Source organism: Enterobacter sp. CGMCC 5087 (genome assembly GCF_003144775.1).
Taxonomy (GTDB): Bacteria; Pseudomonadota; Gammaproteobacteria; order Enterobacterales; family Enterobacteriaceae; genus Enterobacter; species Enterobacter cloacae_M.
The window spans coordinates 1-24,190 of sequence record NZ_QFXN01000080.1; the positions used below are offsets into that span (position 1 = coordinate 1).

Consider the following 24,190-nt stretch of genomic DNA (forward strand, 5'->3'; position numbering starts at 1 on the left):
TGTATACCTCAAGTGCATTTTACGTGCATATTGAGGTCTGTCTAACGTCCTGATTCTGTCCAACATTTTGAAATATTTCCCCCGCTACAGCGCGGCTGAAATCGCGGTTTTACCGTCATATTCAGCCAAGTATTTACCGTAGTTGCGGAATATCATTTCCGGCCCTTTGTGGCCCATCTGTCCGGCAAGCCAGAAGAGGTTAACGCCCTGGCTAATATGCTTGGTGGCGAATGTGTGCCGCGTCTGGTACGGGTTACGATAGCGCACGCCAGCTTTTTTCAGCGTTGGCACCCATGCTTTTTTACGGATAGCGTCGGCGTTCGCCCAGGGTTCTCCCGTTTTCGGGTCGCTGAATATGAACTCACTTTTCATAAAGGTGTATTGCTTCTGCGCCTGCAGGGCCGCCAGCGCCTCACTGTTCAGCTCCACCTTACGGGTACCGGCTTTTGTCTTGGTGCCTTTAAGTACCCCTACGACACTGGCCGCCTGAACGTGGGCTGTGTTCGCGATGGTGTCGAGATCAGGCCAGCGCAGCGCGCACAGTTCGGAGCTCCGCAGACCGGTATTGAAAGCAAAGCGGAACAGGTTTTCCCATTCCGGGTACCTGCAGCTCTGGTAAATGGCGAGGGTTTCCGCTGGCGTGAACGGGTCAACCTCGTAATCGTCGGCGCTCGGGCTGCTGTCGATCACGTGGTACCGGCTGGCGCTGACGAGGGTTACCGGGTTAATGGTCAGCAGGCCATCCGTAACAGCTTCATCGATGGCGCTGCGCAGAAACGAAAGGTTATTCCTGGTCGTTTTCAGCTTTGTTTTCCGGCTGGCTATCCAGTTTTTAAGGACCGCTGGCGTCAGTTCTGACACGTGGAGTTTATGCAGGGCTGACAGCGCCGACAGGCATTTTTCATAGCCGTTGATAGTCGACGGGGACAGGTTGCGGTTCTGGCAGATTTTCAGGTACTCGTCCAGGTAAGACTTTATGTTTTTGGTTTTCTTCACCACCCCGAAAAGCTCCAGTTTTTTGGAGTTGGGGAAATATTTCGCATAATCGAATGTGCCGCCGGCAATCTGGTTTTGTATCTCCCCGAGCAGGCGCTCGGCGTACTTCACACCGCGCGCGTTTGCTTCCATTTTGGAGAGGGGTTCCCGGCACAGAACCCCTTTGTATGTGAAAGTGATAACCAGAGTGTCGCCAGTTTTATGCTGGCGGATGGTTACTCCTCTTGGGAGAGATAATGATCCTTGTTCTTTCTTGCCCACTTTGAAACCTCCGTTAAGTCAATCCAGCGTTCTTTAACGCCATCGACTTTTAATACATGTACTCCCTCCTTCCATAACCCCCTTTGTATCCGTTTGTTAACGGCTTCTACCGTTTCCCCCGCGTCCCTGCAGTACGTAGAAAGGGGTACGCAGTCAAGACTCATGGCTGACCTCCCGCCCGAAAGCCTGGGCATTTTCCAGTTCATTAGCTGCATAAATCAGGGCGTTGTGATGTGAGCGAAAACCACCATCGAGTTCGCGAGCAGCTCTGTCGCGCAATATGTCGATCGCATCCTGATAGTCATTCTGGCAATCGGCTGACTTTTCAGCCGAACTGGCCGGCAGCTCCCCCAGCACCATCAACATGTTTTCCGGATCGATGGGAATGGTGGCGAGCCCCAGCTCTTTGGCCTCCACCGCTAAACGGGTCCAGCGTTCAATAATTTCAGTGGTACCTTTTTTCATGGCATGCCTCAGAAACCTATCAAAAATTTATACTCAATCAGCGCGCCGAACACGACGGCCACCAGCAACAGGCCAAACAGCATAGAGAGGAGGAAATACTTCATCGTGATGCCTCCCGAAAAACAGCTCTGTACGCACGCAGCATGTCCCGAGACTTGCCGGATAAAACCGTTCTCATGAAGAACATCCCGCTACGGGTTGCTACGATTCCGGGTGTGTGTAGCAGCGTGACATCTACCACTCTGTTATGTTTACGGAACTCGAAGACGGTGCTGGTGATAACGATATTTGCTACAGCGCCATAGTCCTGGTATTGGATTTTCATTCAGCGTACCCCGGCAGGTTTTGTTGCTTTGAGTTCGTCACGTTCTTTCACGTAGCGGTCGTGCATGGCATCCCACTTGTCACACCATTTCTGCGCTTCACGCTTATGTTTAAGGATGCGGCGAAGTCGGCGAACACAGCGCTGGTGAGACATGAAATATTCGTGGGTTACACCGCCGCGTTGCCAGCAATTCAAATCCGGGTTAAGTGGGTGGACGGCCTGTACATCCGGGTGACGTTGTTGGAAACCAGAACGCTCGAAAGCGTGAGAGGTCATGAAGAATGCCAGATATCGGATCGCGGTATCGCGGCTAAAGCATTTCTTCATACGACCGTGGAGAGCGGCGACGAACAACGGGCCGACAGGTGTATCATGCTTCTGTAGTGCCAGGTCAATCGCGCTGGCGGTGCGGTTGTCGATCATTTCTTTATTTCTCCCGAATAACGTTCATGACTCATTACTTCCCAGTTCTGGCCGCCGTCTTTAGATAACATCCGCCAGCGAGGGTTAACTTTCAGACTGAGGTAGCCGGTGCGGTAAATGCGTCGCGCATATATGCGTTTACGCCGATATCGCAGCAGGACCTGCAGAGCCTGCAGGTGCACCCACTCAGGAATTCGTATCGCTGTCAGGGCCATTGTCCTTCTCTCCTGCTGGTGGGGTGATCGTGTAACCGGCGCGTTCAGCCATCCATAAAAAAGTCTCCAGCGATGCAGTAACCTCGCCGTTCTGAACCGGGCGCGCGTGGATAACTTTCCCGTTCTCGATTGTCAGCACGATATTTACTGGTTCGTGCGTGATAATTGCTGTCTGATCACTCATGGCTTGTCTCCGCTGTGACTGATTTTTGTTTCTTGGCAAACTCGACCAGCTCAGCAATGAGATCGTCGATTAATGCCTTTCCGCTTTCTGTCAGGAACTCACCGCTGCCATTCACATCTACGGCGTTGCTGTAAATTCCTCTGATGGCTTTTACGCCGTCGATATTCCCGTATTCACTGAGAGCCAGCTTTTCAAATCGTCTCAACAGACCATCAAGCAGTATTTCTGTTAATTCGACGGTGTTTATTCCCCCCTTAGGCATATTAATAATGATGCAGGTGCTTCCGGTTTTACGCTGGTGGCGTAATAACGCAGCCTTTAAAATTCTTCGGCGATACGTAGTTATTAAGTTATCCATTGTTGTTTTCATTCGCCCCAAACCATGAGTTAATATCCGATGAATGATTCCAGGCAATTTCAATCAATGCGAATCGCTGGGCATCATCCATTTTTAAGAAATTCTCTGAAATCGTTTGAAGCAAGTAATAAAGCTGCTCGGCATGCACGCTCATTTCCTGCGTTGTCCAGTTACGTGCGTTTACCGTTGTTGGGATTCGTTTGCTCATATTCATACTCCATAGGCTTTGCGCATGAATAGGTCTGATATATGGCGGTACTCCTCGCCATAGGTCATAAAGAAAAGACATGCTGTTTTGTATGCCGCTTTATCTTTGATGAATGTCATTTTTTTACCAATCCTGTTTTCAGGTTGCAGTAAGCCACACCAGTTAAGGCGTAATTAAATTAATTGTATTATTTAATTTATTTTTGCTTCGATGATTTTTAATTCATCACAGGCTTTCGATGCGTAATCACGAATGGCGGCAGCTAAATAAGTTTCTTTCCTTTCATTATCTTCATCAGTGAAATATTGTTCACAATAGGCGGTGGTAAGTGCATCTAACTTTCTTGCTGTAATTACTGCATCAAAGAAGAGATCGTCAATGTCACCTATAGATGAACGTGCATCAGCTAGCAGTGTCATAACTCGATAAAGGCCGTCACCAGTCTGTTTATCATGCTCACCATTTTCGAAAATATCAGTGATGATTTTCTCTGCTTGGTCGATTGCGTTGTTTGCGGAAATGTTCATTTTTGATCTCCAGCGTATGGCGTACTTTTTTCCAACACTTCGATATATTCATAAGCTTTTTCTCCTGTCTTGAGCATTGAGCGTAGGAGGCAAGACAAAGCATTGTCTGTTTCACCCATATCTGGAGAGTTTTTAAATATTAATTCTAACAACGATGTATTTTCTTGAATCTCAGCAGCGAGATCTTCCAGCATTTCTGTTGCCGATTTGGGTTTTGTATTTTTTTTTGTAGTTACAGGGTTTTGAGAAGATGAAATTGAGGCATCAACTAAGAGGGAATTAATAGCCACAAGATTATCTTCAATTTCACATGGTTCTATAACCTTGTGAGATTCGATTAAAGAGACTAATACGGCTTGTGCCATCGCTATAAGTTCTATGGTGGATTTAGTACGCATATTTTTATCCCCAAGCTATGTTTGAATACTTTTGTAATATCAAGTTTAACTTGATAATTAGAGGATATGGCGAGGATGTGATTTCGTCAAGTTAAACTTGATGTTTTTTTTGGGAGGGAGAGGTCAAAACAAAAAAACGGGCATTAGCCCGTTATATTTCAGATGGTTAACCAAATCTGTTGATGTTAAACGGAACTGAGGAGATTACTTTGGATTGTATGTAAAGCAAGTTGAGTGCCTCTTTCTCTATGCTCCAGGGCTGGTAGTTTGAATTATCTGAAAGGACTACCATTTTAGAGCCCATTTTTTGAAGACGTTTAACATAGCATTCACCATCGAAGCAGAATGCATAAATACCATCACCATCGAAATAAGTGACAGATTTATCAAGGAAAAGTAAATCTCCCGGAGAAATGGTGGGGGTCATACTGTCGCCTCTGGCATTACCTATCTCAATATTTTTGAAAGGTCTGTTTCCAACCAATTGACGCGCATATTCGGGATCAAGTTCGATAGACCTGACAACATCGATGAAGTCTCCCTTTACACTGGTGCCATCTCCGCAACTAAACTCAACGTCAAGCACATTGAACCTCACGCTATCAGTATGGGTTTCATTTCTGTGCGAATTGGGAAATGTCGGGCTCTCTGACTCACCAAGAAACCATGACTGGGGGAATCCGCTGATTTCAGATAGTCTTGCAAGCCGTTTACCTCGTGGAGAAGTCTCGCCAGTGGTCCAGTATTGGACTGATTGTGCTGTTACGCCCAACTGCCTGGCTAGTTCTGCCTGACTCCATCCTTTAAGTTTTAACAGTTCATTAATCCTTTCCGCAGTTCTCATTACCCCCTCCTCGATGCAGCAGTCACAACATCAAACACCAATATGTAAAGCTTACCTTGATTTTAAGTGTACATGAGTAAATTCTATCTTGCATGTTAATTTAAACTTGATATCCTTGGTGTATTGTCAACTTTAACTTGATGGTGTCATATGGATGAGAAAATCCGTTCTCGACTACGGAGTTCTGTCTCTCAGAGAGCGATTGCTAAGGGGCTTGGAATCTCACCTCAAGCGGTAAACCAATGGTTCTCTAAATCGGTTATCCCACCACGTTATGTTTTAACAATATGTGAAATGACTGAGTGGAAAATTGTTCCTCATGATGTTCGTCCTGATTTGTATCCATCGCCAGAAGATGGGATCCCTGACTTCCTGCGGCGAAAAAGTTAAGGCTGGCTGATTTTACCGGAGGCGATATGTACCCGGATTATGTGCAGGTTGAAATGCCATCGCTTTACAGCCAGGCAGACGCAGCCTGGATACAACAGCAACTACTGGGTTTACCTCCATCCCTGAGGCGAAAAGTCTCGCTGAAGTATGCAGAGGTTTACGAAATCACGTTTGACGTTGAACCCGTGTCCTACCGCAAGGAGAACCGGGCAAGGCATGAAGCCAATGTGAGGCTTCGCCGGTTCGTTGAAACACACGGCCGTGCAATTCAGGGGTATACGACTCTGCCACCCCTGGCTGGAACGCAACACCGCACCTGAATGATGCCGGGCTTAAAGGTGCCTGGTTGCAGTCTGACTTAAAGGTGTCAGCTGCTGGTGGGGTGGTTACTCCCGGTTACCTTTTTCTGTCTCGATGTACTTGTTTGCTAGTACAGAAGTAAGGGAGAGGTAAGAGGGGGGTAAGGGGGGAGATCGGAGAGGGATGGGAATAGGCCTTTTCCAGAAGGCAGCTCCATTGGTTAGGTAGGTGCAGATCTCAGAGACAGAGCCCAAAAACGCCACCGTACTAGCAAGGTGGTACGCAGTGGATCGGGTATGAAACCGGGAAGGTTTTTCCTGGAAGAGTGAAACGTAAAGGGGTTGATAATGCTGAACATCACACCGAATTTTGCACAGGAACGCGCACTCAATATGCTGCGCCGTGACTGGAAGGCATACGAATCTTTCATGATGTATATGCCGACTGGCAGCGGCAAAACCGGGCTGGCTGCTTTCGTTGCTGCTGGTCTGGTAAGCCGTGGTATGCGCGTTCTGTTTGTCGCCCCTTACACCATCCTGATTAACCAGACGGCACAGCGATTTGCTCAGTATGGCCTGCCGGAAGACCAGATCAGCTTTATCTGGCGTGACCATCCGAACTATGACCCCAGCCTGCAGATTCAGATCGCCAGCGCCGATACGCTGATCCGCCGCGAATTTCCTCAGGATATCGATCTGCTGATTGTGGATGAAGCCCATCTGCGCAAACGCCGCATCCTGAAAGAGATTGAACGGATCACCACAGAAACCAAAGCGAAGGTTATTGGCCTGTCCGGTACCCCGTTTTCACCCTTTCTGGGGAATTACTACCAGCGTCTGATTAAGCCGACCACCATCGGAGAACTTATCCAGCGCGGCGATCTGAGTAATTACGAATTTTTCGCGCCAACCAAACCGGATCTGAAAGGCGTTAAGACTAAAGCATCGATGGAGTATGGCAGCGACTACGACGAAGCACAGCTGGCGGAGATTATGTGTGGCTCTGATCTGGTGGGCGATATTGTCGATAACTGGCTGCGTAATGGCCGTGATCTGCCGACGGTGGCGTTCTGCGTCAATAAGGCCCACGCCAATTACGTCACTATGCAGTTCAACAAAGCCGGTGTTAATGCCGAAGTCATGGTGGCTGAAACGCCGCACGAAGAGCGCCAGCTAATGATCCACCGTTTCGAGACGGGCGCTACAAAAATCATCGTCAGCGTCGGCGTACTGGTGGCGGGCTTCGACAGTGACGTTCGTTGCATCATTTACGCCCGACCGACAAAAAGCGAAATTCGCTGGCTTCAGGCGCTGGGCCGTGGTCTGCGAACTGCCCCGGGGAAAGATGCCTGCCTTATCTTCGATCACAGCGGTACCGTCCATCGCCTGGGATTTCCTGACGCCATCGAGTACAACGATCTGCCCTCTAAAAACGACGGGATGAAAGAAGCTGCAGCTCGCGTAGCCGAAGAACGGGAGGAAAAACTCCCGAAGGAATGCCCGGAGTGTCATTTCATGAAACCTGCAGGTGTCTACGTCTGCCCGAAATGCGGATTTAAACCGCTGGTCGGCGAGGATGTGGAAACCGACACACAGCGCAATATCAAAAAGCTCAGCAAGGGCGAAAAGGTTTACACCAAATCGGACAAACAGTCCTGGTGGAGCCAGATCAAATTCTATCAGCGACAGCGCACTTCGATGGGGAAACCCATCAGTGACGGCTGGTGTGCGCATACATTCCGCGAAAAGTTCAATGAATGGCCCAACGGGCTGAGCGATTTTCCGATGGAGATTACCCCGGAGGTAAACAACTACATCAGGCACAAACTCATCAAATTTGCGAAGGGACGGGAGAAGGCCGACAGCAAGGCGGGTGAGCCCACCGACAGCGCGGCCACCACAAACCGGATCATCAGCGCAAAACAAAAGGTTGAAAACATTCGTAGTATGCTGGGGAGAAGAACAGCGTGAAGACAGCAGAAGCGGCAAAAGGCCGCTGGACGGAAATTCTTGAACATTACGGCTTGCCGCCGATAACCGGGAAAAATCACTATAAGGGAGAATGTCCGGTATGCGGTGCGCGCAGCAAGTTTCGCATTGATGACCGCGACGGTGCCGGGACGTGGATCTGCGTATGTGGCAGCGGCGACGGCATGAAACTACTCTCCCTCACGCAAACCGGGAAGACTTTCTCAGCACTCTGTGCGGAGGTGGATCAGCTCATTGGCAATGACTACCGCCGGGAGAAAATCCCGGTCAACAGCTCGGCGGCGAAGCTACGCCAGCGCGCCATCAGTAAATTCGCGAAGCTGCTGCCCTTGCGCGGTACCAACGGGGAAGGGTATCTGCGCCAGCGCGGGATCAACAAATTACCCTCTGAGGCGATCCGGTTCTGCGAAAAGCAGCGTCATGCTGGCAGGATTTATCATGCCCTCTACGCTCTTGCCACCGATGATAAAGGTGAGCTGTGCTATCTCCACCGAACTTTACTTGAAGGGGATCGCAAAGCGCCGCTGGGGGAAAGCGCCAAACGTCAAAAATCCCTGCAGGAAGATAACTACCTCGAATATGCCCGCTCGGTAGCCATCCGTATGTTTCCCGTGTCCTCAACGCTGGGGATTGCAGAGGGTATCGAAACGGCGCTCTCCTGCTATCAGATTTATGGTGTGAATACCTGGGCGGTAATGAACAGCAATTTCATGAAAAAATTCCGGGTGCCGGCAGGGGTAAAACATCTGATCGTTTTCGCTGATATGGACAAGCATTCTGCCACCGGGCAGGCTGCGGCGTTTGAGTGCGCCCACGCCAATCTGCTGGCGAAAAATGACCTTGTGAAAGTCAGCGTACGCTGGCCGGACAACGGTGACTTTAACGATATGCTCATGAATGGCGATGAAGTTCGTGAGCTGGTCTTCTACAAGAAAAAGGTGGCTGCGTAATGCGTACTGATAACAACGAACATAGAGCACTATTCACCATCCCGACGGCAGCGCACAGCTCCGCCCTCGCAAACATCAAGCCTCTGCCCGAGCAACGGAGAATCACCGGGCATAAGCAGACTGACGCTTATCTTTGGGTGCTGGAGGTTATCCGCCTGAACGAACCCGCACATCTGGACGCAGCCGAAGCCGCGCTGGAGAAAATTAAAATCTCCCCAAAAGAGGCCGAGGAACGTTACGCGCGTTATTTGCTGGCGAATGGTGGAGATCCTTTCCAGGTTGCTTTCGGTACCATCGGCATGGATAACCCGGCCCAGGCAATCAAGAACGCCCGGGAGGACATCAAAAAAGCAGCATCAGTAAGGGCCACGTTCGGCAGCTATGAGGCAGCTCTCGAAGATGTGGAGGCCGAGCGAGTAATTAAGTCTTCCCAGAAATTTATCGATGATCATCTTTGGGGCTGGACTCCGGCCGAGAAGAAAGCTGGCAGCATTAACGGCAGCCGTATGAACGAAATTGATGAACAGCGACGGGCATTTGTTGAGGGTTATCGCGATGTGTTACCTGAGCCTCATACGCTGTCTGATGTAGTTCGTGAGTTTGTTTTCTGGGATTGGCTCTATGGCGTTCGCCATACCGCGGGAAAGGAACTCGGTTATGAATTTGGTTACTCCGAGCATCACGAATCCGTATATGACCGCGAGCGCTACCTTGAAAAATTGCTGGCAATCATCAAACCCGTGACGCGAGTAGAAGCTATCGAGGTATGCCGTTGGTTTCTGGCAAGCGGAAAGGACGAATTTATGGAAGACAATGGCGCCGCGGTCATTCTTAATCTTGTTGGGGAGTGCGAATAATGAAACTTGAGGCATCGCTAAAGCACTTCAGCCCTCAGGGGATGCACATCAGCGACGACGTGAAAGGAACCTCTCCGGACCGCCTTACAGGAACAGACGTTATGGCGGCCATTGGTACCACCAGCAGCCGAGCGCGGTTTGGTCTGGCTGCCTTCTTTGGTAAGACCGGGATCAGCAAAAGCGATGAGCAGCTGGCTGTACAGGCTCTGGCGCGTCATGCAATCGAATCAGCGCCCAAGAATGTACGTAAAGCAGCTGCAGGAGAGTTTGGCTGGTGCATGCTGGTGCTCGCACAATTCGCCTTTGCCGAATACTCCCGTTCAGCGGAAACCAGCGTGACGTGTCACAGCTGCAGTGGTACCGGACGAACAACCCGCGAGCAGATTACCCGCAAGGTTTCTTACCCATGGGGTAAAGCGCCATACTGGGCCAGCCGCTCTCGTGCCGTCCGCCCGTCTGACTGGGAGCAGTGGACAGAGGTAACAGAGGTTGTACCGGCGGTCTGTGATGCTTGCGAAGGCAAGGGAACAATCAGTGCTCGCTGTCGGTGTGGTGGTAAAGGTGAAGTGTTGGACCGCAAAGCGACCAAAGACCGTGGCGCGCCGGTTTTCAAAACGTGTGAACGTTGCTCTGGTAATGGCTTCTCTGCTATCTCCTCGGCGACGGTACACCGTGCCATTCTGAAGCGTCTCCCGGACCTACATCAGTCCTCATGGTCACGCAACTGGAAGCCGTTCTATGAGAGGTTGGTTGATACGCTGATCAAAGGTGAAAGGCAAGCGGCAGAAGAATTTGAGAAGGCTACCCGTTATTGATGCGATCGAAGCAAATGACAACATTTTTTTAATTTATAGCGTTGACTTTGCATAAGGTTGTCTTGTAAGCTTCAAATCGTGGGATATAACGCCTACACGAAATCAAACCCGCCTCCGAGCGGGTTTTTTTATGGCCGTAACAGGAAAGAGCATTGGGTTTATGGGCGTTCTGCGTCGAGGGCCGCCCTTCGGGGGAAAGAGTGACGATAACCCGTCACAGTAGGTCCAGTGCTCTCTCCGTTACGGTTAAGTGCAGTCCTCAGAGACAAGCCGAAGATAAGCATCGGCAACCGTAACCAATTACTCCCGAACCAGGTCAACACGAATGAATACATTCATCATTTGTGCATCCGGCCCGTCTCTCAATAAAACAGATTGCGAACTGATCTCCGGATCGGGGCTGCCGGTTATTGCTGTTAACTCCACCTGGCGAGCCGTGCCTGATTGTGAATACATTTACGCGGGTGATCTGCGCTGGTGGGATGCAAACATCGATGTTCTGCCGTCCTCCGCCTCTCGCTGGACCTGTAATTACCGGGCTCATAAACGCTATGGGCTAAATCTGTTTGATACAGATACCCGGTGGGCCTTCAACTCCGGGCAGCGCTCGATTCTGTTTGCTGCCAGTCAGGGGGCGAAAAACATCATCCTGTTAGGGTTTGACTGCTCCATTAATGGCGGTAGTCACTGGCATGGTGATCACGTCGGGCTGGATAATCCTACAGCAGAGAGTGTTACGCGATGGCGCGGGGAGTTTGCCAATACCGCCAGAGCGCTGACCGGTAAGGTGAATATCATCAACAGTAGCCGCCAGACAGCGCTTAAGTGCTTCCGGCGTCTCGGCCTCAATGAGGCTTTACGAGAGGTAGCATGTTAAACGTTCCTCTATTCATTGAAGGCATGCTGGGCATGGGTGACAACATCTACCAGCGCGCTTTCGTTAAGCAGTTGCCCGCCGGTACTTATATCCGGACCGCCTGGCCCGAACTGTATGAAGATTTGCCCGTTCTGCCCGTTCGCAGTTTTACAACGCTCCGCACGCAGCGCAAAAACGAGTACCGGACGCAGGCCGCTTTTCACCTGCCGCCAGATATGCGCCAGACAAAACGGATTTTCTACGGTCCGGATCATCTACGGCGCGGTTCAATATTTGACGCTATGCGCCAGCAGTTTGGTACCGAGCCGTCAGAACTTGACTTGCCCTCTTACGGACCCGCTGAATTTACGTCTGAAAAGCCGATCGCGGTAATTCGTCCGGCTACTGTTCGCAGTGAATGGCGCAGTGACTCCCGTAATCCTGATCCGGATTACCTGTTGCAGGCATCCCGGCTACTGAGAAAGCATTTCTGTGTAATCAGCGTGGCTGACCTGCAGGAGGGGGAGGAGTGGACCGTCGGCGAACTTCCCGAAGCAGATCTGCGCATGCACTCCGGCCAGCTCAACTTCAAATCGCTGATGCGCCTTATTGAGCATGCCGCCGTGGTGGTTACGCCGGTGGGCTGGGCACTTCCTGCTGCTATTGCCTATAAAACGCCGGTGTACGTTGTCGCTGGTGGGCGAGGTGGTCACAACGCCCCAGAAATCGTAACCGATCCGGCGATGGATCTTTCTCGTGTTGGTTGGGCAATTCCCGACAATTACTGCCGCTGTGAAGCATGGGATCACCACTGCGACAAGCGGATTTCAAATTTCTCCGATAAATTCGAGGCCTGGCTCCATGAAGTCGTTTTATCAGGAACTGGAAAGCGGGCTGGTATTTTTACCGGAGCTGGGGATCGGACGTTACCCGGTTCCGGCGTCACGCCCGTATGACGAGCAGTATTTTGCGAAGTATCAGCAGCTGGCCGACACCGAAACGGGCAGAGCTTTAACGCAATCCCGTATTGAGCTGGTGGAGCGCCATTTTCACGGCCCTGTTCTTGATGTTGGTATCGGTGCCGGTCAGTTCGTCTCTACCCGACCGGGAACGCTTGGGTATGATGTTAATCCGGCTGGCATTGCCTGGCTGAACGAGCGGGGTGCATTCGCTGACCTCTACGCCAACAAGTGGCGAGCACTGACGATGTGGGATGTATTGGAGCACATCGACGAGCCGGAGCTGGCGGTACAGCAGGCCAGTGAATACGTGTTCGTGTCGATCCCGATTTTCACTGATGCCGGAGACATTCTCCGCTCCCATCATTTCAGAAAGAATGAGCACATCTGGTATTTCACTGATGAAGGTATCAGGCGCTGGTTTGCAGAGCAGGGCTTCGAATGCGTGGAACACAACAATATCGAGTGTGAGCTCGGGCGCAAAGATGTTGGTACTTACGCTTTCAGGCGTACTTGAGTTAACCCTCATTTTGCCCGCTTCGGCGGGCTTCTTTTTCAGGCTACGGGAATCATCCTCGACGTGCTTTGTGTTAAATCCAGCCCGATAGCCTGAACCCTACACACGGAAATCATATGTCTGATCCATTAACTGTAGCTGGTGGGTTTGCTGCCGGGACTGTGGGGGTGACGCTTGCTACCCTTTTCCCCGAAGCCACTCCCGGCGTAATGCTTTTCTCTCTCGGAGGTGCTGCGCTCTATGTGTTGACGTCTGAGCCGCACCAGATATGGAAACAGGCGGTATTCGCGATTATTTCGTTTCTTGGTGGCGTCTCGTTCGCGGTGCCTATGGCGACAATTATGGCTGGTGTTATTAACTCAGCGCTGAGTTTGCTGACGCCTCCAGTGACCATCGAAGTATCACCAAATATCGGCGCGCTGGTGGCCGCATCCATTTCGGTCGCTATCCTTCTTCGCATTTTGTCCAAATCCAAAAACGGGAGCCTTCCCGGACTGGATGGGGGTGATGAATGATATGGGATTCGCTGATTCTTCACGCAAACGCGGTGGTTTGCCTGCTGATAATGTTCCGTCTGATGTTCTTCAACAAGACGGGAAAATCATACCGGCGCGGCGTCTCATTGTTTGCGTATCTGATAATTCTGTCAGCCGGGTATACCGCATTCCGGATCATCCACGGCGATTACATGCAGGTTGATTCTGGTGAATTCATGCTGAATGCGACGGTTTGCGTTGCGGTATGGGTTGCCGGTGGGAACCTGGCAAAATTTGTGAGGGCAACGTAATGCAAACCAGTGATAAAGGGATTTCCCTGATTAAAGAGTTTGAAGGATGCAAACTTGCCGCTTACCAGGACAGCGTAGGCGTCTGGACGATTGGTTACGGGTGGACTCAGCCTGTCGATGGAAAGCCAATTCGTGCCGGGATGACGATTAAACAGGAGACAGCAGAGCGCCTTTTGAAAACAGGGCTGGTCAGCTACGAAAATGACGTCTCGCGCCTGGTCAAAGTTGGACTGACTCAGGGCCAGTTCGATGCGCTGGTGTCGTTCACGTATAATCTTGGTGCTCGCTCCCTGTCGACATCGACCCTCCTGCGCAAACTCAACGCCGGTGATTACGCTGGCGCTGCCGACGAGTTCCTGCGCTGGAATAAAGCCGGTGGCAAAGTCCTGACTGGACTGACCCGTCGGCGTGAGGCGGAGCGTGCTCTGTTCCTGTCGTGATTACCCTTGCTGATATTAAAGCCTCATGGCGTCTGATACTGCTGGTGGTCGTCATTGCTGTAGTCGCCGTACTGTGTGTCCTGCTGGCAAACAGCCGATCTGACGTTGCTACGCTAAAGAGTGATAATGACGTTCTGCGCAGTGACAACACCCTGCAGGGGACGGTTATCGCTGCTCAGGCTTTCAACCTCAACCGGTTTAACCAGGTGGCCGAAAACGCCAGCCGACTAAATTCACTGATTGATGCCAGCTCCGATAAAACGGTTATTGAATATCGGGAGATCCTCCGCCGTGAAAAAACCTGTGATCTGCCTGTTCCTGCTGATGTCGCTGGTGGGCTGCTCGAATACACGCACCGTCTACGTGCCAGCGCAATGCACACCGATTCCGGGGACGCTGACGCAGCCGGTGATAGCGCCACTACCACCAGCGCGCTGACGTATTGCCAGGCTGTTCTCTGGATCAAGCCGCTGCTGGCAGCTATCGAAAAAGCGAATAACCAGCTGGCTGGAATACGTGAAATAGAGAAAACGAGAGCCTCGCAATAGCGGGGCTTTTTTCTGCGCCTCGTACGCGCATTTCAGAGAGTCTTTCAGTAGTGAGCCTGAGGTGCATCGTTAAAGGTGGCGACCTCTCTCGGGCGGTGCTCCTGTACGACAGGCTCACACCTTAAAGGAAACGCAATGAAAAAATTCATGACTATAATTGTCAGTAACGTAATTAATTATACTTTGCTGGCACTTCTTTTATTCGCAGTATTTACAGGCGCGAAATCGTTGGTTGGTGTTCTGGCTGCTGTGTATTGGGTGATGATTTCACTTTGCTTTGTCATCGGTCCATTTTTTTACATCCTGAGTTATGCAGCGAAAAGTGCCAAAGATGAGGAGTCTTGTCGTAAGGCACTGGAGCTTGTAGGGGATGCAGCGAAAAAGAAAAACGTTCTATTGCGAGCGCTGGGATGGCTTGAACTGATTATTATCAGTTGCTCGCTGGCGTATGCCGGATGGGTTTTTACAGCCGTTTGTTATGTTCTCTCATCATTATATCTGCGCCTTTTTATTTCTATGGCTCGCGATAATGTTGCTGCTGCAAAACTTAACGATAAAGAGGTGGCCTGATGGCTCGCTTGAATGTAGAAGTAATCCCTCCGAGTAATGAGAAAATAAACCAGGTAATTGAAGAAATAAGCCGGAAATACGCTCGTAAGCCACTTACCCCGCAGATCGAAGGCGAGCTCCAGCGTGAAGCCGCTCGACTGGTGCGTCGGTTTACAAAAACGAAAGTAACACTGGTCCGATAAATTCATTACAAAAGCCATTCACTGAGTGGCTTTGATAATGTTTTTTGAGCGAGGATTGTTCAGTATGGCTTCGATAAAAGAATCCACTGATGCCAATGGACAATCAAAATATTACGTCCACTGGAAGGATGAAAAATCCGGTCATGGACGCCGCCGCATTTTTAAGAATATTGATGATGCCGCACATCTTTTCTGGCAAAAACAGAATATCGAGCTGGATTGTCGAACTGCCAGCTGGACCGGAATAGACCATTCCTGGACTTTCCGAAAGTTAATTCTGTTTTATCTGGGGTATCAGGCCGGCAAGCTGGAAAAAAATATCATACGCCTGTCGTCATATACGAAATGCCGTCACGATCTTCTCGCTGTAGACGGGCCGATACTGGAAAAAAATATTCTCCATATCAGCCATCGCGATATCGTTGATTCGGTTCGCACCGGCTGCCATCGCTGGATTCGTTCGGCTTTCTTCCTGCTGGTGGAAAAGCGGCTCATTACTTTTAACCCTGTTGACCGTCCCGCGCGCCGGAAGCGTCGACCCATCACCATACCGCCATCATCATCGGTCAGGGAGCTATTGAATAACGCGCCAGTTCGTGAGCGTATCGCGTGCTGGCTCGGGATTTGTGGCCTGCGCATCGGTGAGGCTCTGGCGGTTACTTATAACGACGTGTCAGCCGACTGGATCGACATCCGGGGGCATGTTGTTGACGGCGTTATACATGAGGGGCTGAAAAGAGGTGTGGAGCGCCGTGTAAGGATGCCGCGTGAGCTTTTCGCGTTGCTGGATAAAAGTAAACTCGGTACCTCTGAGCCTCTTATCTGCAACCAGTTTACCGGCGCATGCCTCGCTACCAGCTACGGCACTCAGGGGGTTCTCATCAGAACCCTGAACGACTATGGCATTAAGCGATTCCATCATCTTCGCCACTTTGCTGTATCTCGCCTGGCAAACAAAGGCGTCGATATTCTGAAGGTTTCCCGACTTATTGGGCATTCGAACATCAAAACCACAATGGACGTTTACGGTCACCTTTTCGGTGAAGTGGTGGAAATGGATTTGGACGACTGAGTTATCCACATAGTGGAAATATTAGGGCGATCCACTATCTCCCCATTCTGCGCGGCCTCCGGGCATCAAATCGCAGTTTTCCCGAAAAAAAGGATATGCCGCATTTTTACCCCCTCTGATTTGCCGCACTTGGCACCAGAGAGGACGCGGCCTGCACGCCAGAATTTACCGCGTGATACGCCGCACCCGGATCGGAGAAATTGGATTTTGAACAAAAAATAATCACATTGACTTAGGCGGAAGTATGGCTCCTAAAAAAAGCTTCAGAAAAGCCTACGTCGGTATCGTTATGGACATGGCATTAGCCCGTGGCAAAGTCAGCAATCGGATGGTTGCTCAGCGCTTAGGTGTGGACGAGACGACGATCCGTCGCTGGCGTAAAGAGAATATAGAGTTTGAGCGCGCCTTCACTGAGGCTCGCGAAGCTCTCAGAGAGAAAATTAACCGCGTCGCCGGTAAGAGCCTCGACGTTCGAAAACGGAAGGTTGTCACCACATCGCCGGATGGCGTGAAAACCACCATTGAAGATGTGCTCCCCACGCACAACGATATTGCTGTTTTCTCAAAGGCGCTAGGTCTTGGTACCAGCGTCTATAGCGAGGAAGAACGCCAGCGTGATGTGCTTCGTGAGGTGATGAAACACAAGGTGGCCGGGAAATACTCCGCGCTGGAGGCGGCGCAGCTGCTTGAGGCTGAGGGGATAAAAGTTCCGGAAACCCTGCTTATGGAGCTGGGAGCACCGAAAATTTTCGAACCGTTCAACAATATGGACGAGGCAGCCAAAGCCGACGCGGCGAACCTGACCCCGCAGGAAGCAGCAGATATCTACAAAAAATACCTGGGCTGAAAATTGCAGAAACAGGCGTTTCGAACCGTAAAAACGCTATGCACTTTTTGACCCGTTTTATGCACGTTTTATTCATCCCGATTTGACCACTTTTCTGTTCAAAACAGAGGCTTCGCGCCGTTTGCGTGATGGGTGCTGTTGCGCCAGTGCGGGTAACGACCATTATGTTAAATCGGGGCGTTTTTGAGGAATTTTTCTGTGCCGATCCCGTTCCCCTTTGACTTCCGCAAACCGGACTATACCGCCGTGTTTGAGTGGAGAATGGAGAGGCTGGAGCGGATCAGGAAAGCGCCTGAAATGCTTCCGGCACTCCGTGAGTTTTACCGCACTAACCCGGCCCAGTTCATCATCGACTGGGGCATGACGACGGACCCGCGTAACCTCGATTATGGCCTGCCTGCCACCATCCCGTTTTTGCTGTTCCCCCGCCAGGAGGAATGGATTCACTGGATCATGGACAGGCGCGCCAATCTTGAGCATGGACTGACAGAAAAAAGCCGCGAAATGGGGCTTAGCTGGACCTCTATCGGTCTGGCCTGTTCGCTTTGCCTGTTCAATAAAGAAATGGTGATCGGGTTTGGTTCCCGTAAAGAAGAATATGTCGACAGTACCGGCGACCCGAAAGCACTTTTCTGGAAAGCGCGTAAGTTTGTCGAGCTACTGCCGGTAGAGTTTCGCGGTTCATGGAGTGACAAAAAACACGCTCCTTACATGCGCGTGGAGTTCCCGGAAACGGGCGCGGTCATTAAGGGAGAGGCTGGCGATAACATTGGCCGCGGTGACCGTACCACGCTTTATTTCGTGGATGAGTCGGCATTCCTCAAACGGCCATTACTCATCGATGCTGCGCTCTCTCAGACGACCCGCTGCCGTATAGACCTCTCATCCGTTAACGGCATGAATAACCCCTTTGCACGTAAGCGCCACAGCGGAAATATCCCGGTGTTTACGTTCCACTGGCGCAGCGACCCGCGCAAGGATGATGAGTGGTACCGCAACGAATGTCTGAAAATTGATGATCCGATTATCGTTGCTCAGGAACTGGACCTGAACTACAGCGCATCCACAGAGGGGATTCTCATTCCTTCTGAATGGGTGCAGGCTGCCGTCGACGCGCATATCAAACTGGGTATTCAGCCCAGCGGCCAGCGCCTCGGCGCAATGGATATCGCAGACGAAGGGAAAGACAAAAACGGCTTTTCTTGCCGCTATGGCTTCCTTCTGCAGAACGTTCACGAATGGTCTGGCATTGGCAGCGACATCTACGCTTCTGTCGTTAAATCGTTTGGGTACTGTGACGATTACGGTCTGGATGAGTTCCGTTTCGATGAGGACGGTCTGGGTGCTGGTGCGCGTGGCGATGCTCGTGTGATAAACGAGCTCAGGCAGGCTGAGGGCCGGGGAACAATCACAGCTACGCCTTTCCGTGGTAGCGGTAGCGTATTCGATCCGGAAGATGAAGCCGTTCCTGGTGATAACGGTAAAGCGGCGCGCCTGAATAAAGACTTCTTCGCGAACGCGAAAGCACAGAGCTGGTGGCATCTTCGCAAGCTGTTTCGGAACACCTTCCGCGCGCTGAACGGGATGGACTACAACCCCGACGAAATCATTTCTATAAGCAGCGAGATAGAAAATATTGACCGCCTGCTGATGGAGCTTTCACAGCCTACATGGTCGAAAAACGCCGTCGGTAAAATCCTCGTGGATAAACAGCCGGAAGGTACAAAATCGCCGAACCTCGCCGACGCCGTGATGATTAACTACGCGCCGATGGATTCCTCTCTTGATAATTGGGCCAAACTGGCCGGAGCGTGACATGTCCCGTAAGAAACGCCAGAACGGCGCACAAAAGCCCGTTGCGACAGCTGACGGGTACAACAATTTCACGGCCAAACTTGGCAGCGACACCAGAAACATACAGACGGGTGGAATGTACATGCCCGGGTACATCAGCCGTAACAGGGTGATGCTGGAGTTTGCGTATCGTTCATCGTTCCTCGTTGGTGCCGGTGTGGACGCGATGGCCGATGATATGACCCGCAAGGGGATTAACATCAGCTCAAAGCTGAAACCCGGACAAAAGGGCAAGCTCGAAACCTTCTGGGATGAGCTCGCTATATGGGATGGTCTTAACGATAACCTCAAATGGTCACGATTGTACGGTGGCGCGGTGCTGGTGGTCTTGCTTGAAGGGCAGGATATGTCCTCCCCGCTGAAACTGGATCGCATCAAAGAGGGGCAGTTTAAGGGCGTGATGAGCCTTGACCGCTGGATGGTTAACCCGAGTTATTACGATCTCGTTACCGATTACGGTCCCGATTTTGGGAAACCGAAATATTACAAGGTAATCACGAACCAGCAGGGGATTCCCCCCTGGAAGATCCACCATAGCCGCGTTATCCGCATGGAGGGTGATACGCTTCCTTTCCAGCAGGCCCAGACGGAAAACGGCTGGGGGATGTCTGTTGTGGAGCGTATTTTCGAGCGTATCGAGGCGTTTGATACTGCGACGGTCGGCACCACACAGCTGATCCACAAAGCGCATCTGCGGACCTACAGCATTGAAGACCTGCGCAAGATTCTTGCTACCGGAGGCGACCTTGAAAAGGCGCTGATGAAGCACCTGGACATGATACGTGAGTTCCAGACCATCGAAGGCATGACCATCATGGATGGTAAGGATAAGTTCGAAACCCACAGCTATACGTTTGCGGGTATCGCTGATGTCCTTCTGCGCTTTGCTGAGCAGGTTTCCGGCGCGACGGGAATTCCTCTCGTCCGTCTGTTCGGGCAGTCCCCTGCAGGTTTCAACACCGGCGACGGCGATCTGGAAAACTACTACAGCCGGGTTAACTCGCTGCAGGAGAGACGCTTACGCCGACATATCCGCTGGCTGCTCGATATCTCCTGGCGTTCTCTGTTCGGTGAACCACTACCTGACGATTTTACTTTTGAGTTTAACAAGCTCTGGGAGATGTCAGACGTGGACCGTGCAACGATGGCGAACAATGTGGTTACTGCACTCGGTACCGCCGTTCGTGACCTTGGGATGCCACCTGCAGCAGCGCTTAACGACCTCAGGAACATTTCTGATGTGATTGGCATCGGTGGTTCTATCACTGACGAGGACATAGAAGATGCGAAGGCCCAGTGGGAGGAGGATGAACCTGAAACCATCCCTCCGCCGCCGTTCGGAGATCCAGTATCGAAAAAGCCTGTTGGCGATAGCAAACCAGATAGGGCAGATCGTCGATGGTACCTACGATGGTTCACAGGCCAGCGCTGACAGCATTTCGAAAACGCTGGTGGACTATTCTGAGGTAATCAGCGACTGGGCAGAGCAGGTCGGGCGAAGGATGTTTGCCCAGGTCGAGCAGGAGGAATGGAATCAGTGGAAATCGGTATCAGATGAAATCGGCGCTGGCCTGCGCGATGTGGTGGGTAATACCCCCGTCGGGCAGGTGGCGCAGGATATCGTTTACCGCCAGATTCAGCTGATGAAGTCCCTGCCGCTGGAAGCAGCCGATCGCGTGATGGACATACAACAGCGCGCAATGCAGGCGGTTATCACGGGTGAACGTCCGGACGAGCTCTACGAGATGATCATGGCCTCCGGTGACGTGGCCGCCAGCAGGGCGCAGCTGATTGCCCGTACAGAGATTGGACGAGCTACCGGCGCGCTAACGCAGGCCAGAGCCCTTTCGGTTGGCTCAGAGGGCTACTGGTGGCGTATCGAGGGGGCCGGCACGCGCGATTCTCACCGCAAGATGAAAGATAAATTTGTGCGCTGGGATAACCCGCCGACGCTGGACGGTATGACCGGACACGCCGGATGTTTGCCGAACTGCAAATGCTGGCCTGAAGTACAGATTCCTGCACCGAGAAAATGAAAAATACGGCTTTGAGCATTCATTCCATTCGAACTGCAATACCCGCGAAATGTTATGAAAATGTTGTATTCGAAAAGACCGATTTTCAGCCCAGTTAATCGCTACTTTTACGGCTTTAAGGGGACATTTTAATCGAGTCCATTTTCGTCGGTGCGGGTAAGAACCCTTATGTTAAATAGCCCGTTATTTCGAACATTTTTCCCATCTCACAAGGTCGCCTCCGGGCGGCCTTTTTGTTGCCCGTAATCGAGCAGGTAACCCATGAAATATTTCTTCACTACACGCTTGGGCGAAACGCGCTATCTACAGGCGGACGGCTCGCTGCTGTGTAAAGACGTGCCGATCGCACGCACAGGGACGCAGGTCTATTTACCTGAGGAAATCGACCTCGAACCTGACGGCACCGGCACGGTGACAGTCTGGCGAACAGAAGACGAGGTGTTTTCCCCGGAGACGATGGCGAGCTTTGAGGGCGTAGCCGTCACGCTGGGGCATCCAGAGGACAGCCTGGGCAACATCGTTTTCGTGAACCCTTCTAACTTCGCAGAGCTGGCACACGGACACATTCAGAACGTCCGGCGCGGCACCGGCGATCAATCGGATCTGCTCATTGCTGACGTGCTGATTAAACGCCAGGAAGCAATCGACGCGGTGAATTCTGGCCTGACCGATGTCAGCTGTGGCTATGACGCGCAGTACAAGCAGCTGGCACCCGGCAAAGGCAAGCAATACCAAATCACAGGTAACCACCTCGCTGTCGGCATCGACCGGGGGCGTGCTGGTGGCCGCTGTGCAATCGGGGATTCCATCCCATCAACAACAAAGGAGAAGCCTGTAATGTCATGGCTTAAAAAACTGGCTCAGGCCATTAAGACGAAAGATGAGGATGCGCTGGCAAAACTCATCGACGAAGCGCCGGATATGCCGTCTGATGGCATGCCTTCAATCCCCGGTTCCTCTATCACCATCAACATTCCTTCACAGGCCACAGCCTTACCTGAAGGCAATCGCACCACTACGGATGAAGGCGATCCGAACAAAGACAAAACCGTCACCGGCGATGAAGAAATTCCGGCCTGGGCGAAAGCGTTGCTGGCTCGTCTGGAAAAGCTGGAGGGTAAAACCACTGACGGCGATCCGGACCCGGGCAACATGACCACTGATGAAGACGAAGAAGAAAACCGCAAAGTGACGGGTGATGCAGCCTTTAAGCGCAACCTGATCGCCGATGCGGAAATTATCTGCCCTGGCTTCCAGCCTGCTGGTGATAAGAGTCTGAAGCGTCAGGTGCTGAGTCATGCTATGCGCACTGGCGACAGCCTGAAATCCTTCGGAGTGGATGATTTCTACAAAGCGCCAAAGGCTACGGTCGACGCGGTATTTACTGCCGCTGTGGCGCTGCATAAGGCGAAAAATCAGCTGACACCGCTGAATAACATCACCCGCACCACGGACAGCGGAATCAGCACTAAGCACCTTTCCCCGGCAGAACTGAACAAGGTCAACGCCGAATTCTGGGCAAAAAACAAATAAGGTAAATCATCATGGCAGGTACTGCATATTTAACGCGCATGCCCCTGGGCATTGCCGGGGGCGTTACCCGTCCTCGTGATCTCACCATCGAGCCGGTTAGCCTGGATCACACGAAGCAGTTCGCGTCCTACGGGCTGCCAGGTAAATACGTGAACGATAAATTCGTTCCGCTGGAATCTGGTGACACCATCAGCAAAGTGAAAGGGATTCTGGTTCGACCGTTCCCGATTACCTCTGCTCTGGACCTTGCATACATCGGTGTGACGGCTAATCAGGTGGGTGACAACCTGAAACGCGGTTACATCTGCGTAACAGCTACAGCAGGCAACGCGGCGACCGCGAAAAAAGGCGATCCGGTTTACGTTCGCGTGGCTGGTGGCACCACTCAAAGCCCGGTTGGCTCCTTTTTGCTGTCTCCGGACTCTACCGCATCAAATACACCTCAGCTGCCAAATGCAGAGGTCATGGGGCCGGGTGAAGCCGACGGCCGTATTGAAATCGCTTATAACATCTGAGGGAATAATTAATGTTTACAATTGACAGAGCGACCATCGACTCCACCGGCGCGTTTCTCGTCGGCGAACTGGAGCGCATGGATCAGACGCTGAACATGCCTTTAGTGTCCTACAAATGGTCACGCGACATGCCGCTGCGCAGCGACATTTCTATCGCTGATGAAGTGTCATCCTTCACTAATACCGATTTTGTTGGCGTTGGTGGTCCAAACCCTAACGGTAAAAACTGGATCGGTAAAAAAGCTACAGCCATTCCTGGTATCGAACTCGATATTCAGCCTACCCGTAACAACCTCACCTTGTGGGGGCAGGAAATCAGCTGGACGGTGCCGGAACTGGCTTCTGCCCAGAAACTGGGCCGTCCGGTTGATGTTCAGAAATACGAAGGCATGAAGCTGAAGTGGAACATGGACACCGACGAACAGGTTTATATCGGTGATAACGAGCTCGGCGTTGCTGGCCTGCTGAACCTGCCGGATGTTACTCCTGTTGCTGCAGCTGCTGCGTGGACCGCAACCACCGATCCGGATGTGATTGTTCAGGATATCAACCTGGTGCTGTCTGATGGCTGGGTTCGTTCTGGTTATGCGGTCTGCCCGGCGAAAATCGGTCTGGCGCCGGAGCTGTTCGGCCTGCTGGCGAGCAAAAAGGTTTCCTCTGCAGGGAATATCTCTGTGCTGGAATACGTGAAGATTAACACCATCGCGTTCCAGGAAAACGGCACACCACTGGAGATCGTCTCCATGAAGTGGGCCTCCAAGCGTGGCGCTGGTGGCGCGCATCGTATCGTTGCTTACACCCAGGACGAAAAATACGTTCGCTTCCCAATGGTTCCTCTGCTGAACACTCCGCTGGAGTATCGCGGCCTGCAGCAGTTGACCACTTACTACGGCAAGCTGGGCCAGGTGGAAACCCCGTATTCCAATACGATCTCTTACCTGGACGTTCCGGCGTCTTAACCTGAAACAGG

The 24,190-nt window shown here is 51.7% G+C and carries 34 protein-coding genes; 22 read left to right on the forward strand and 12 right to left on the reverse strand.

The window, feature by feature from the left end:
• Positions 1–84: 84 nt before the first annotated feature.
• The 12 genes from DEO48_RS06960 to DEO48_RS07015 all read right to left on the reverse strand — a co-directional run bounded on the left by DEO48_RS06960 (position 85) and on the right by DEO48_RS07015 (position 5,204).
• Positions 85–1,257: an Arm DNA-binding domain-containing protein gene (locus DEO48_RS06960; RefSeq protein ID WP_047343669.1), complete on the reverse strand. Its 1,173-nt coding sequence runs from the start codon at positions 1,255–1,257 to the stop codon at positions 85–87.
• On the reverse strand, positions 1,212–1,421 hold the full coding sequence (locus DEO48_RS27085; protein ID WP_000050710.1) for a hypothetical protein: 210 nt from the start codon (positions 1,419–1,421) through the stop codon (positions 1,212–1,214). The genes DEO48_RS06960 and DEO48_RS27085 overlap by 46 nt, the downstream gene beginning before the upstream one ends.
• A complete protein-coding gene (locus tag DEO48_RS06970; RefSeq protein WP_109844735.1) occupies positions 1,411–1,722 on the reverse strand; it encodes a hypothetical protein in 312 nt (103 codons plus the stop codon). The genes DEO48_RS27085 and DEO48_RS06970 overlap by 11 nt, the downstream gene beginning before the upstream one ends.
• 100 nt (positions 1,723–1,822) lie before the next feature.
• Entirely contained in the window at positions 1,823–2,047 is a 225-nt protein-coding gene (locus DEO48_RS27090) for a hypothetical protein (protein WP_109844736.1), read from the reverse strand.
• Positions 2,048–2,470 carry a hypothetical protein gene (locus DEO48_RS06980; RefSeq protein WP_109844737.1) on the reverse strand — a complete coding sequence of 141 codons (423 nt, stop codon included), beginning with the start codon at positions 2,468–2,470 and terminating at the stop codon, positions 2,048–2,050.
• Positions 2,467–2,685 carry a hypothetical protein gene (locus DEO48_RS27095; protein WP_146198251.1) on the reverse strand — a complete coding sequence of 73 codons (219 nt, stop codon included), beginning with the start codon at positions 2,683–2,685 and terminating at the stop codon, positions 2,467–2,469. Before DEO48_RS27095 ends, DEO48_RS06980 begins: the two co-directional genes overlap by 4 nt.
• A complete protein-coding gene (locus DEO48_RS06990) occupies positions 2,657–2,869 on the reverse strand; it encodes a hypothetical protein (protein WP_109844739.1) in 213 nt (70 codons plus the stop codon). Before DEO48_RS06990 ends, DEO48_RS27095 begins: the two co-directional genes overlap by 29 nt.
• Positions 2,862–3,227 carry a hypothetical protein gene (locus tag DEO48_RS06995; protein ID WP_059387147.1) on the reverse strand — a complete coding sequence of 122 codons (366 nt, stop codon included), beginning with the start codon at positions 3,225–3,227 and terminating at the stop codon, positions 2,862–2,864. Before DEO48_RS06995 ends, DEO48_RS06990 begins: the two co-directional genes overlap by 8 nt.
• Positions 3,220–3,435: a hypothetical protein gene (locus DEO48_RS07000; RefSeq protein WP_047063474.1), complete on the reverse strand. Its 216-nt coding sequence runs from the start codon at positions 3,433–3,435 to the stop codon at positions 3,220–3,222. The genes DEO48_RS06995 and DEO48_RS07000 overlap by 8 nt, the downstream gene beginning before the upstream one ends.
• A 191-nt stretch (positions 3,436–3,626) precedes the next feature.
• Positions 3,627–3,962, reverse strand: a complete 336-nt coding sequence (locus tag DEO48_RS07005) for a hypothetical protein (RefSeq protein WP_258306064.1) — start codon at positions 3,960–3,962, stop codon at positions 3,627–3,629.
• The gene (locus DEO48_RS27100; protein WP_258306065.1) at positions 3,959–4,360 is read right to left on the reverse strand and encodes a hypothetical protein; all 402 of its coding nucleotides are present in this window, start codon (positions 4,358–4,360) and stop codon (positions 3,959–3,961) included. The genes DEO48_RS07005 and DEO48_RS27100 overlap by 4 nt, the downstream gene beginning before the upstream one ends.
• A 166-nt stretch (positions 4,361–4,526) precedes the next feature.
• Positions 4,527–5,204 (reverse strand): LexA family transcriptional regulator, encoded by a 678-nt coding sequence (locus DEO48_RS07015; protein WP_109844740.1) that lies wholly within the window; start codon positions 5,202–5,204, stop codon positions 4,527–4,529.
• A gap of 150 nt (positions 5,205–5,354) precedes the next feature.
• Here DEO48_RS07015 and DEO48_RS07020 point away from each other — a divergent pair, with 150 nt between their 5' ends.
• The 22 genes from DEO48_RS07020 to DEO48_RS07130 all read left to right on the forward strand — a co-directional run bounded on the left by DEO48_RS07020 (position 5,355) and on the right by DEO48_RS07130 (position 24,179).
• On the forward strand, positions 5,355–5,594 hold the full coding sequence (locus DEO48_RS07020) for a YdaS family helix-turn-helix protein (RefSeq protein WP_109844741.1): 240 nt from the start codon (positions 5,355–5,357) through the stop codon (positions 5,592–5,594).
• Between the two features lie 26 nt (positions 5,595–5,620).
• Positions 5,621–5,914, forward strand: a complete 294-nt coding sequence (locus DEO48_RS27105; protein WP_109844742.1) for a hypothetical protein — start codon at positions 5,621–5,623, stop codon at positions 5,912–5,914.
• A gap of 372 nt (positions 5,915–6,286) precedes the next feature.
• Positions 6,287–7,864: a DEAD/DEAH box helicase gene (locus tag DEO48_RS07030; protein WP_375232167.1), complete on the forward strand. Its 1,578-nt coding sequence runs from the start codon at positions 6,287–6,289 to the stop codon at positions 7,862–7,864.
• Complete coding sequence (locus DEO48_RS07035; RefSeq protein WP_088207789.1) at positions 7,861–8,832, forward strand: toprim domain-containing protein; 972 nt, start codon at positions 7,861–7,863, stop codon at positions 8,830–8,832. The genes DEO48_RS07030 and DEO48_RS07035 overlap by 4 nt, the downstream gene beginning before the upstream one ends.
• Positions 8,832–9,689 (forward strand): helix-turn-helix domain containing protein, encoded by an 858-nt coding sequence (locus DEO48_RS07040; protein ID WP_109844744.1) that lies wholly within the window; start codon positions 8,832–8,834, stop codon positions 9,687–9,689. Before DEO48_RS07035 ends, DEO48_RS07040 begins: the two co-directional genes overlap by 1 nt.
• Positions 9,689–10,504, forward strand: a complete 816-nt coding sequence (locus DEO48_RS07045; RefSeq protein WP_109844745.1) for an antitermination protein — start codon at positions 9,689–9,691, stop codon at positions 10,502–10,504. Before DEO48_RS07040 ends, DEO48_RS07045 begins: the two co-directional genes overlap by 1 nt.
• Positions 10,505–10,829: 325 nt before the next feature.
• The gene (locus tag DEO48_RS07050; RefSeq protein WP_109844746.1) at positions 10,830–11,381 is read left to right on the forward strand and encodes a hypothetical protein; all 552 of its coding nucleotides are present in this window, start codon (positions 10,830–10,832) and stop codon (positions 11,379–11,381) included.
• The gene (locus DEO48_RS07055; protein WP_109844747.1) at positions 11,375–12,316 is read left to right on the forward strand and encodes a hypothetical protein; all 942 of its coding nucleotides are present in this window, start codon (positions 11,375–11,377) and stop codon (positions 12,314–12,316) included. The genes DEO48_RS07050 and DEO48_RS07055 overlap by 7 nt, the downstream gene beginning before the upstream one ends.
• Positions 12,222–12,836, forward strand: a complete 615-nt coding sequence (locus DEO48_RS07060; RefSeq protein WP_032625759.1) for a methyltransferase domain-containing protein — start codon at positions 12,222–12,224, stop codon at positions 12,834–12,836. The genes DEO48_RS07055 and DEO48_RS07060 overlap by 95 nt, the downstream gene beginning before the upstream one ends.
• 116 nt (positions 12,837–12,952) lie before the next feature.
• Complete coding sequence (locus DEO48_RS07065) at positions 12,953–13,351, forward strand: putative holin (protein ID WP_032666047.1); 399 nt, start codon at positions 12,953–12,955, stop codon at positions 13,349–13,351.
• Positions 13,348–13,623: a phage holin family protein gene (locus DEO48_RS07070; RefSeq protein WP_109844748.1), complete on the forward strand. Its 276-nt coding sequence runs from the start codon at positions 13,348–13,350 to the stop codon at positions 13,621–13,623. The genes DEO48_RS07065 and DEO48_RS07070 overlap by 4 nt, the downstream gene beginning before the upstream one ends.
• Positions 13,623–14,063, forward strand: coding sequence for a lysozyme (locus DEO48_RS07075; RefSeq protein WP_109844749.1), 441 nt, complete (start codon positions 13,623–13,625; stop codon positions 14,061–14,063). Before DEO48_RS07070 ends, DEO48_RS07075 begins: the two co-directional genes overlap by 1 nt.
• On the forward strand, positions 14,060–14,611 hold the full coding sequence (locus tag DEO48_RS07080) for a hypothetical protein (protein WP_109844750.1): 552 nt from the start codon (positions 14,060–14,062) through the stop codon (positions 14,609–14,611). Before DEO48_RS07075 ends, DEO48_RS07080 begins: the two co-directional genes overlap by 4 nt.
• Positions 14,612–14,746: 135 nt before the next feature.
• Positions 14,747–15,181, forward strand: coding sequence for a hypothetical protein (locus DEO48_RS07085; RefSeq protein WP_109844751.1), 435 nt, complete (start codon positions 14,747–14,749; stop codon positions 15,179–15,181).
• 246 nt (positions 15,182–15,427) lie between these two features.
• Entirely contained in the window at positions 15,428–16,435 is a 1,008-nt protein-coding gene (locus DEO48_RS07095) for a tyrosine-type recombinase/integrase (protein ID WP_181366977.1), read from the forward strand.
• A gap of 244 nt (positions 16,436–16,679) precedes the next feature.
• Positions 16,680–17,282, forward strand: a complete 603-nt coding sequence (locus tag DEO48_RS07100) for a hypothetical protein (RefSeq protein ID WP_109844754.1) — start codon at positions 16,680–16,682, stop codon at positions 17,280–17,282.
• 198 nt (positions 17,283–17,480) lie between these two features.
• Positions 17,481–19,097 (forward strand): TerL protein, encoded by a 1,617-nt coding sequence (locus tag DEO48_RS07105; protein ID WP_109844755.1) that lies wholly within the window; start codon positions 17,481–17,483, stop codon positions 19,095–19,097.
• Between the two features lies 1 nt (position 19,098).
• Positions 19,099–20,568: a DUF1073 domain-containing protein gene (locus DEO48_RS07110; protein WP_060569220.1), complete on the forward strand. Its 1,470-nt coding sequence runs from the start codon at positions 19,099–19,101 to the stop codon at positions 20,566–20,568.
• A 70-nt stretch (positions 20,569–20,638) separates the two neighbouring features.
• Positions 20,639–21,172: a phage minor head protein gene (locus DEO48_RS07115; RefSeq protein WP_109844756.1), complete on the forward strand. Its 534-nt coding sequence runs from the start codon at positions 20,639–20,641 to the stop codon at positions 21,170–21,172.
• 261 nt (positions 21,173–21,433) lie between these two features.
• Positions 21,434–22,705, forward strand: a complete 1,272-nt coding sequence (locus DEO48_RS07120; RefSeq protein ID WP_109844757.1) for a DUF2213 domain-containing protein — start codon at positions 21,434–21,436, stop codon at positions 22,703–22,705.
• A gap of 11 nt (positions 22,706–22,716) precedes the next feature.
• Positions 22,717–23,220 (forward strand): hypothetical protein, encoded by a 504-nt coding sequence (locus tag DEO48_RS07125; protein WP_109844758.1) that lies wholly within the window; start codon positions 22,717–22,719, stop codon positions 23,218–23,220.
• An 11-nt stretch (positions 23,221–23,231) separates the two neighbouring features.
• Positions 23,232–24,179 (forward strand): DUF2184 domain-containing protein, encoded by a 948-nt coding sequence (locus DEO48_RS07130; protein ID WP_016247459.1) that lies wholly within the window; start codon positions 23,232–23,234, stop codon positions 24,177–24,179.
• Positions 24,180–24,190: the final 11 nt, after the last annotated feature.

Bases quoted from the DNA above. Each gene is read 5' to 3' on its own strand.
- DEO48_RS27085 (WP_000050710.1), bottom strand. From the start codon at position 1,421: ATGAGTCTTGACTGCGTACCCCTTTCTACGTACTGCAGGGACGCGGGG.
- DEO48_RS06970 (WP_109844735.1), bottom strand. From the start codon at position 1,722: ATGAAAAAAGGTACCACTGAAATTATTGAACGCTGGACCCGTTTAGCG.
- DEO48_RS27090 (WP_109844736.1), bottom strand. From the start codon at position 2,047: ATGAAAATCCAATACCAGGACTATGGCGCTGTAGCAAATATCGTTATC.
- DEO48_RS06980 (WP_109844737.1), bottom strand. From the start codon at position 2,470: ATGATCGACAACCGCACCGCCAGCGCGATTGACCTGGCACTACAGAAG.
- DEO48_RS27095 (WP_146198251.1), bottom strand. From the start codon at position 2,685: ATGGCCCTGACAGCGATACGAATTCCTGAGTGGGTGCACCTGCAGGCT.
- DEO48_RS06990 (WP_109844739.1), bottom strand. From the start codon at position 2,869: ATGAGTGATCAGACAGCAATTATCACGCACGAACCAGTAAATATCGTG.
- DEO48_RS06995 (WP_059387147.1), bottom strand. From the start codon at position 3,227: ATGGATAACTTAATAACTACGTATCGCCGAAGAATTTTAAAGGCTGCG.
- DEO48_RS07000 (WP_047063474.1), bottom strand. From the start codon at position 3,435: ATGAGCAAACGAATCCCAACAACGGTAAACGCACGTAACTGGACAACG.
- DEO48_RS07005 (WP_258306064.1), bottom strand. From the start codon at position 3,962: ATGAACATTTCCGCAAACAACGCAATCGACCAAGCAGAGAAAATCATC.
- DEO48_RS27100 (WP_258306065.1), bottom strand. From the start codon at position 4,360: ATGCGTACTAAATCCACCATAGAACTTATAGCGATGGCACAAGCCGTA.
- DEO48_RS07015 (WP_109844740.1), bottom strand. From the start codon at position 5,204: ATGAGAACTGCGGAAAGGATTAATGAACTGTTAAAACTTAAAGGATGG.
- DEO48_RS07020 (WP_109844741.1), top strand. From the start codon at position 5,355: ATGGATGAGAAAATCCGTTCTCGACTACGGAGTTCTGTCTCTCAGAGA.
- DEO48_RS27105 (WP_109844742.1), top strand. From the start codon at position 5,621: ATGTACCCGGATTATGTGCAGGTTGAAATGCCATCGCTTTACAGCCAG.
- DEO48_RS07030 (WP_375232167.1), top strand. From the start codon at position 6,287: ATGCTGCGCCGTGACTGGAAGGCATACGAATCTTTCATGATGTATATG.
- DEO48_RS07040 (WP_109844744.1), top strand. From the start codon at position 8,832: ATGCGTACTGATAACAACGAACATAGAGCACTATTCACCATCCCGACG.
- DEO48_RS07045 (WP_109844745.1), top strand. From the start codon at position 9,689: ATGAAACTTGAGGCATCGCTAAAGCACTTCAGCCCTCAGGGGATGCAC.
- DEO48_RS07050 (WP_109844746.1), top strand. From the start codon at position 10,830: ATGAATACATTCATCATTTGTGCATCCGGCCCGTCTCTCAATAAAACA.
- DEO48_RS07055 (WP_109844747.1), top strand. From the start codon at position 11,375: ATGTTAAACGTTCCTCTATTCATTGAAGGCATGCTGGGCATGGGTGAC.
- DEO48_RS07060 (WP_032625759.1), top strand. From the start codon at position 12,222: ATGAAGTCGTTTTATCAGGAACTGGAAAGCGGGCTGGTATTTTTACCG.
- DEO48_RS07065 (WP_032666047.1), top strand. From the start codon at position 12,953: ATGTCTGATCCATTAACTGTAGCTGGTGGGTTTGCTGCCGGGACTGTG.
- DEO48_RS07070 (WP_109844748.1), top strand. From the start codon at position 13,348: ATGATATGGGATTCGCTGATTCTTCACGCAAACGCGGTGGTTTGCCTG.
- DEO48_RS07075 (WP_109844749.1), top strand. From the start codon at position 13,623: ATGCAAACCAGTGATAAAGGGATTTCCCTGATTAAAGAGTTTGAAGGA.
- DEO48_RS07085 (WP_109844751.1), top strand. From the start codon at position 14,747: ATGAAAAAATTCATGACTATAATTGTCAGTAACGTAATTAATTATACT.
- DEO48_RS07095 (WP_181366977.1), top strand. From the start codon at position 15,428: ATGGCTTCGATAAAAGAATCCACTGATGCCAATGGACAATCAAAATAT.
- DEO48_RS07100 (WP_109844754.1), top strand. From the start codon at position 16,680: ATGGCTCCTAAAAAAAGCTTCAGAAAAGCCTACGTCGGTATCGTTATG.
- DEO48_RS07110 (WP_060569220.1), top strand. From the start codon at position 19,099: ATGTCCCGTAAGAAACGCCAGAACGGCGCACAAAAGCCCGTTGCGACA.
- DEO48_RS07115 (WP_109844756.1), top strand. From the start codon at position 20,639: ATGTTTGCCCAGGTCGAGCAGGAGGAATGGAATCAGTGGAAATCGGTA.
- DEO48_RS07120 (WP_109844757.1), top strand. From the start codon at position 21,434: ATGAAATATTTCTTCACTACACGCTTGGGCGAAACGCGCTATCTACAG.
- DEO48_RS07125 (WP_109844758.1), top strand. From the start codon at position 22,717: ATGGCAGGTACTGCATATTTAACGCGCATGCCCCTGGGCATTGCCGGG.
- DEO48_RS07130 (WP_016247459.1), top strand. From the start codon at position 23,232: ATGTTTACAATTGACAGAGCGACCATCGACTCCACCGGCGCGTTTCTC.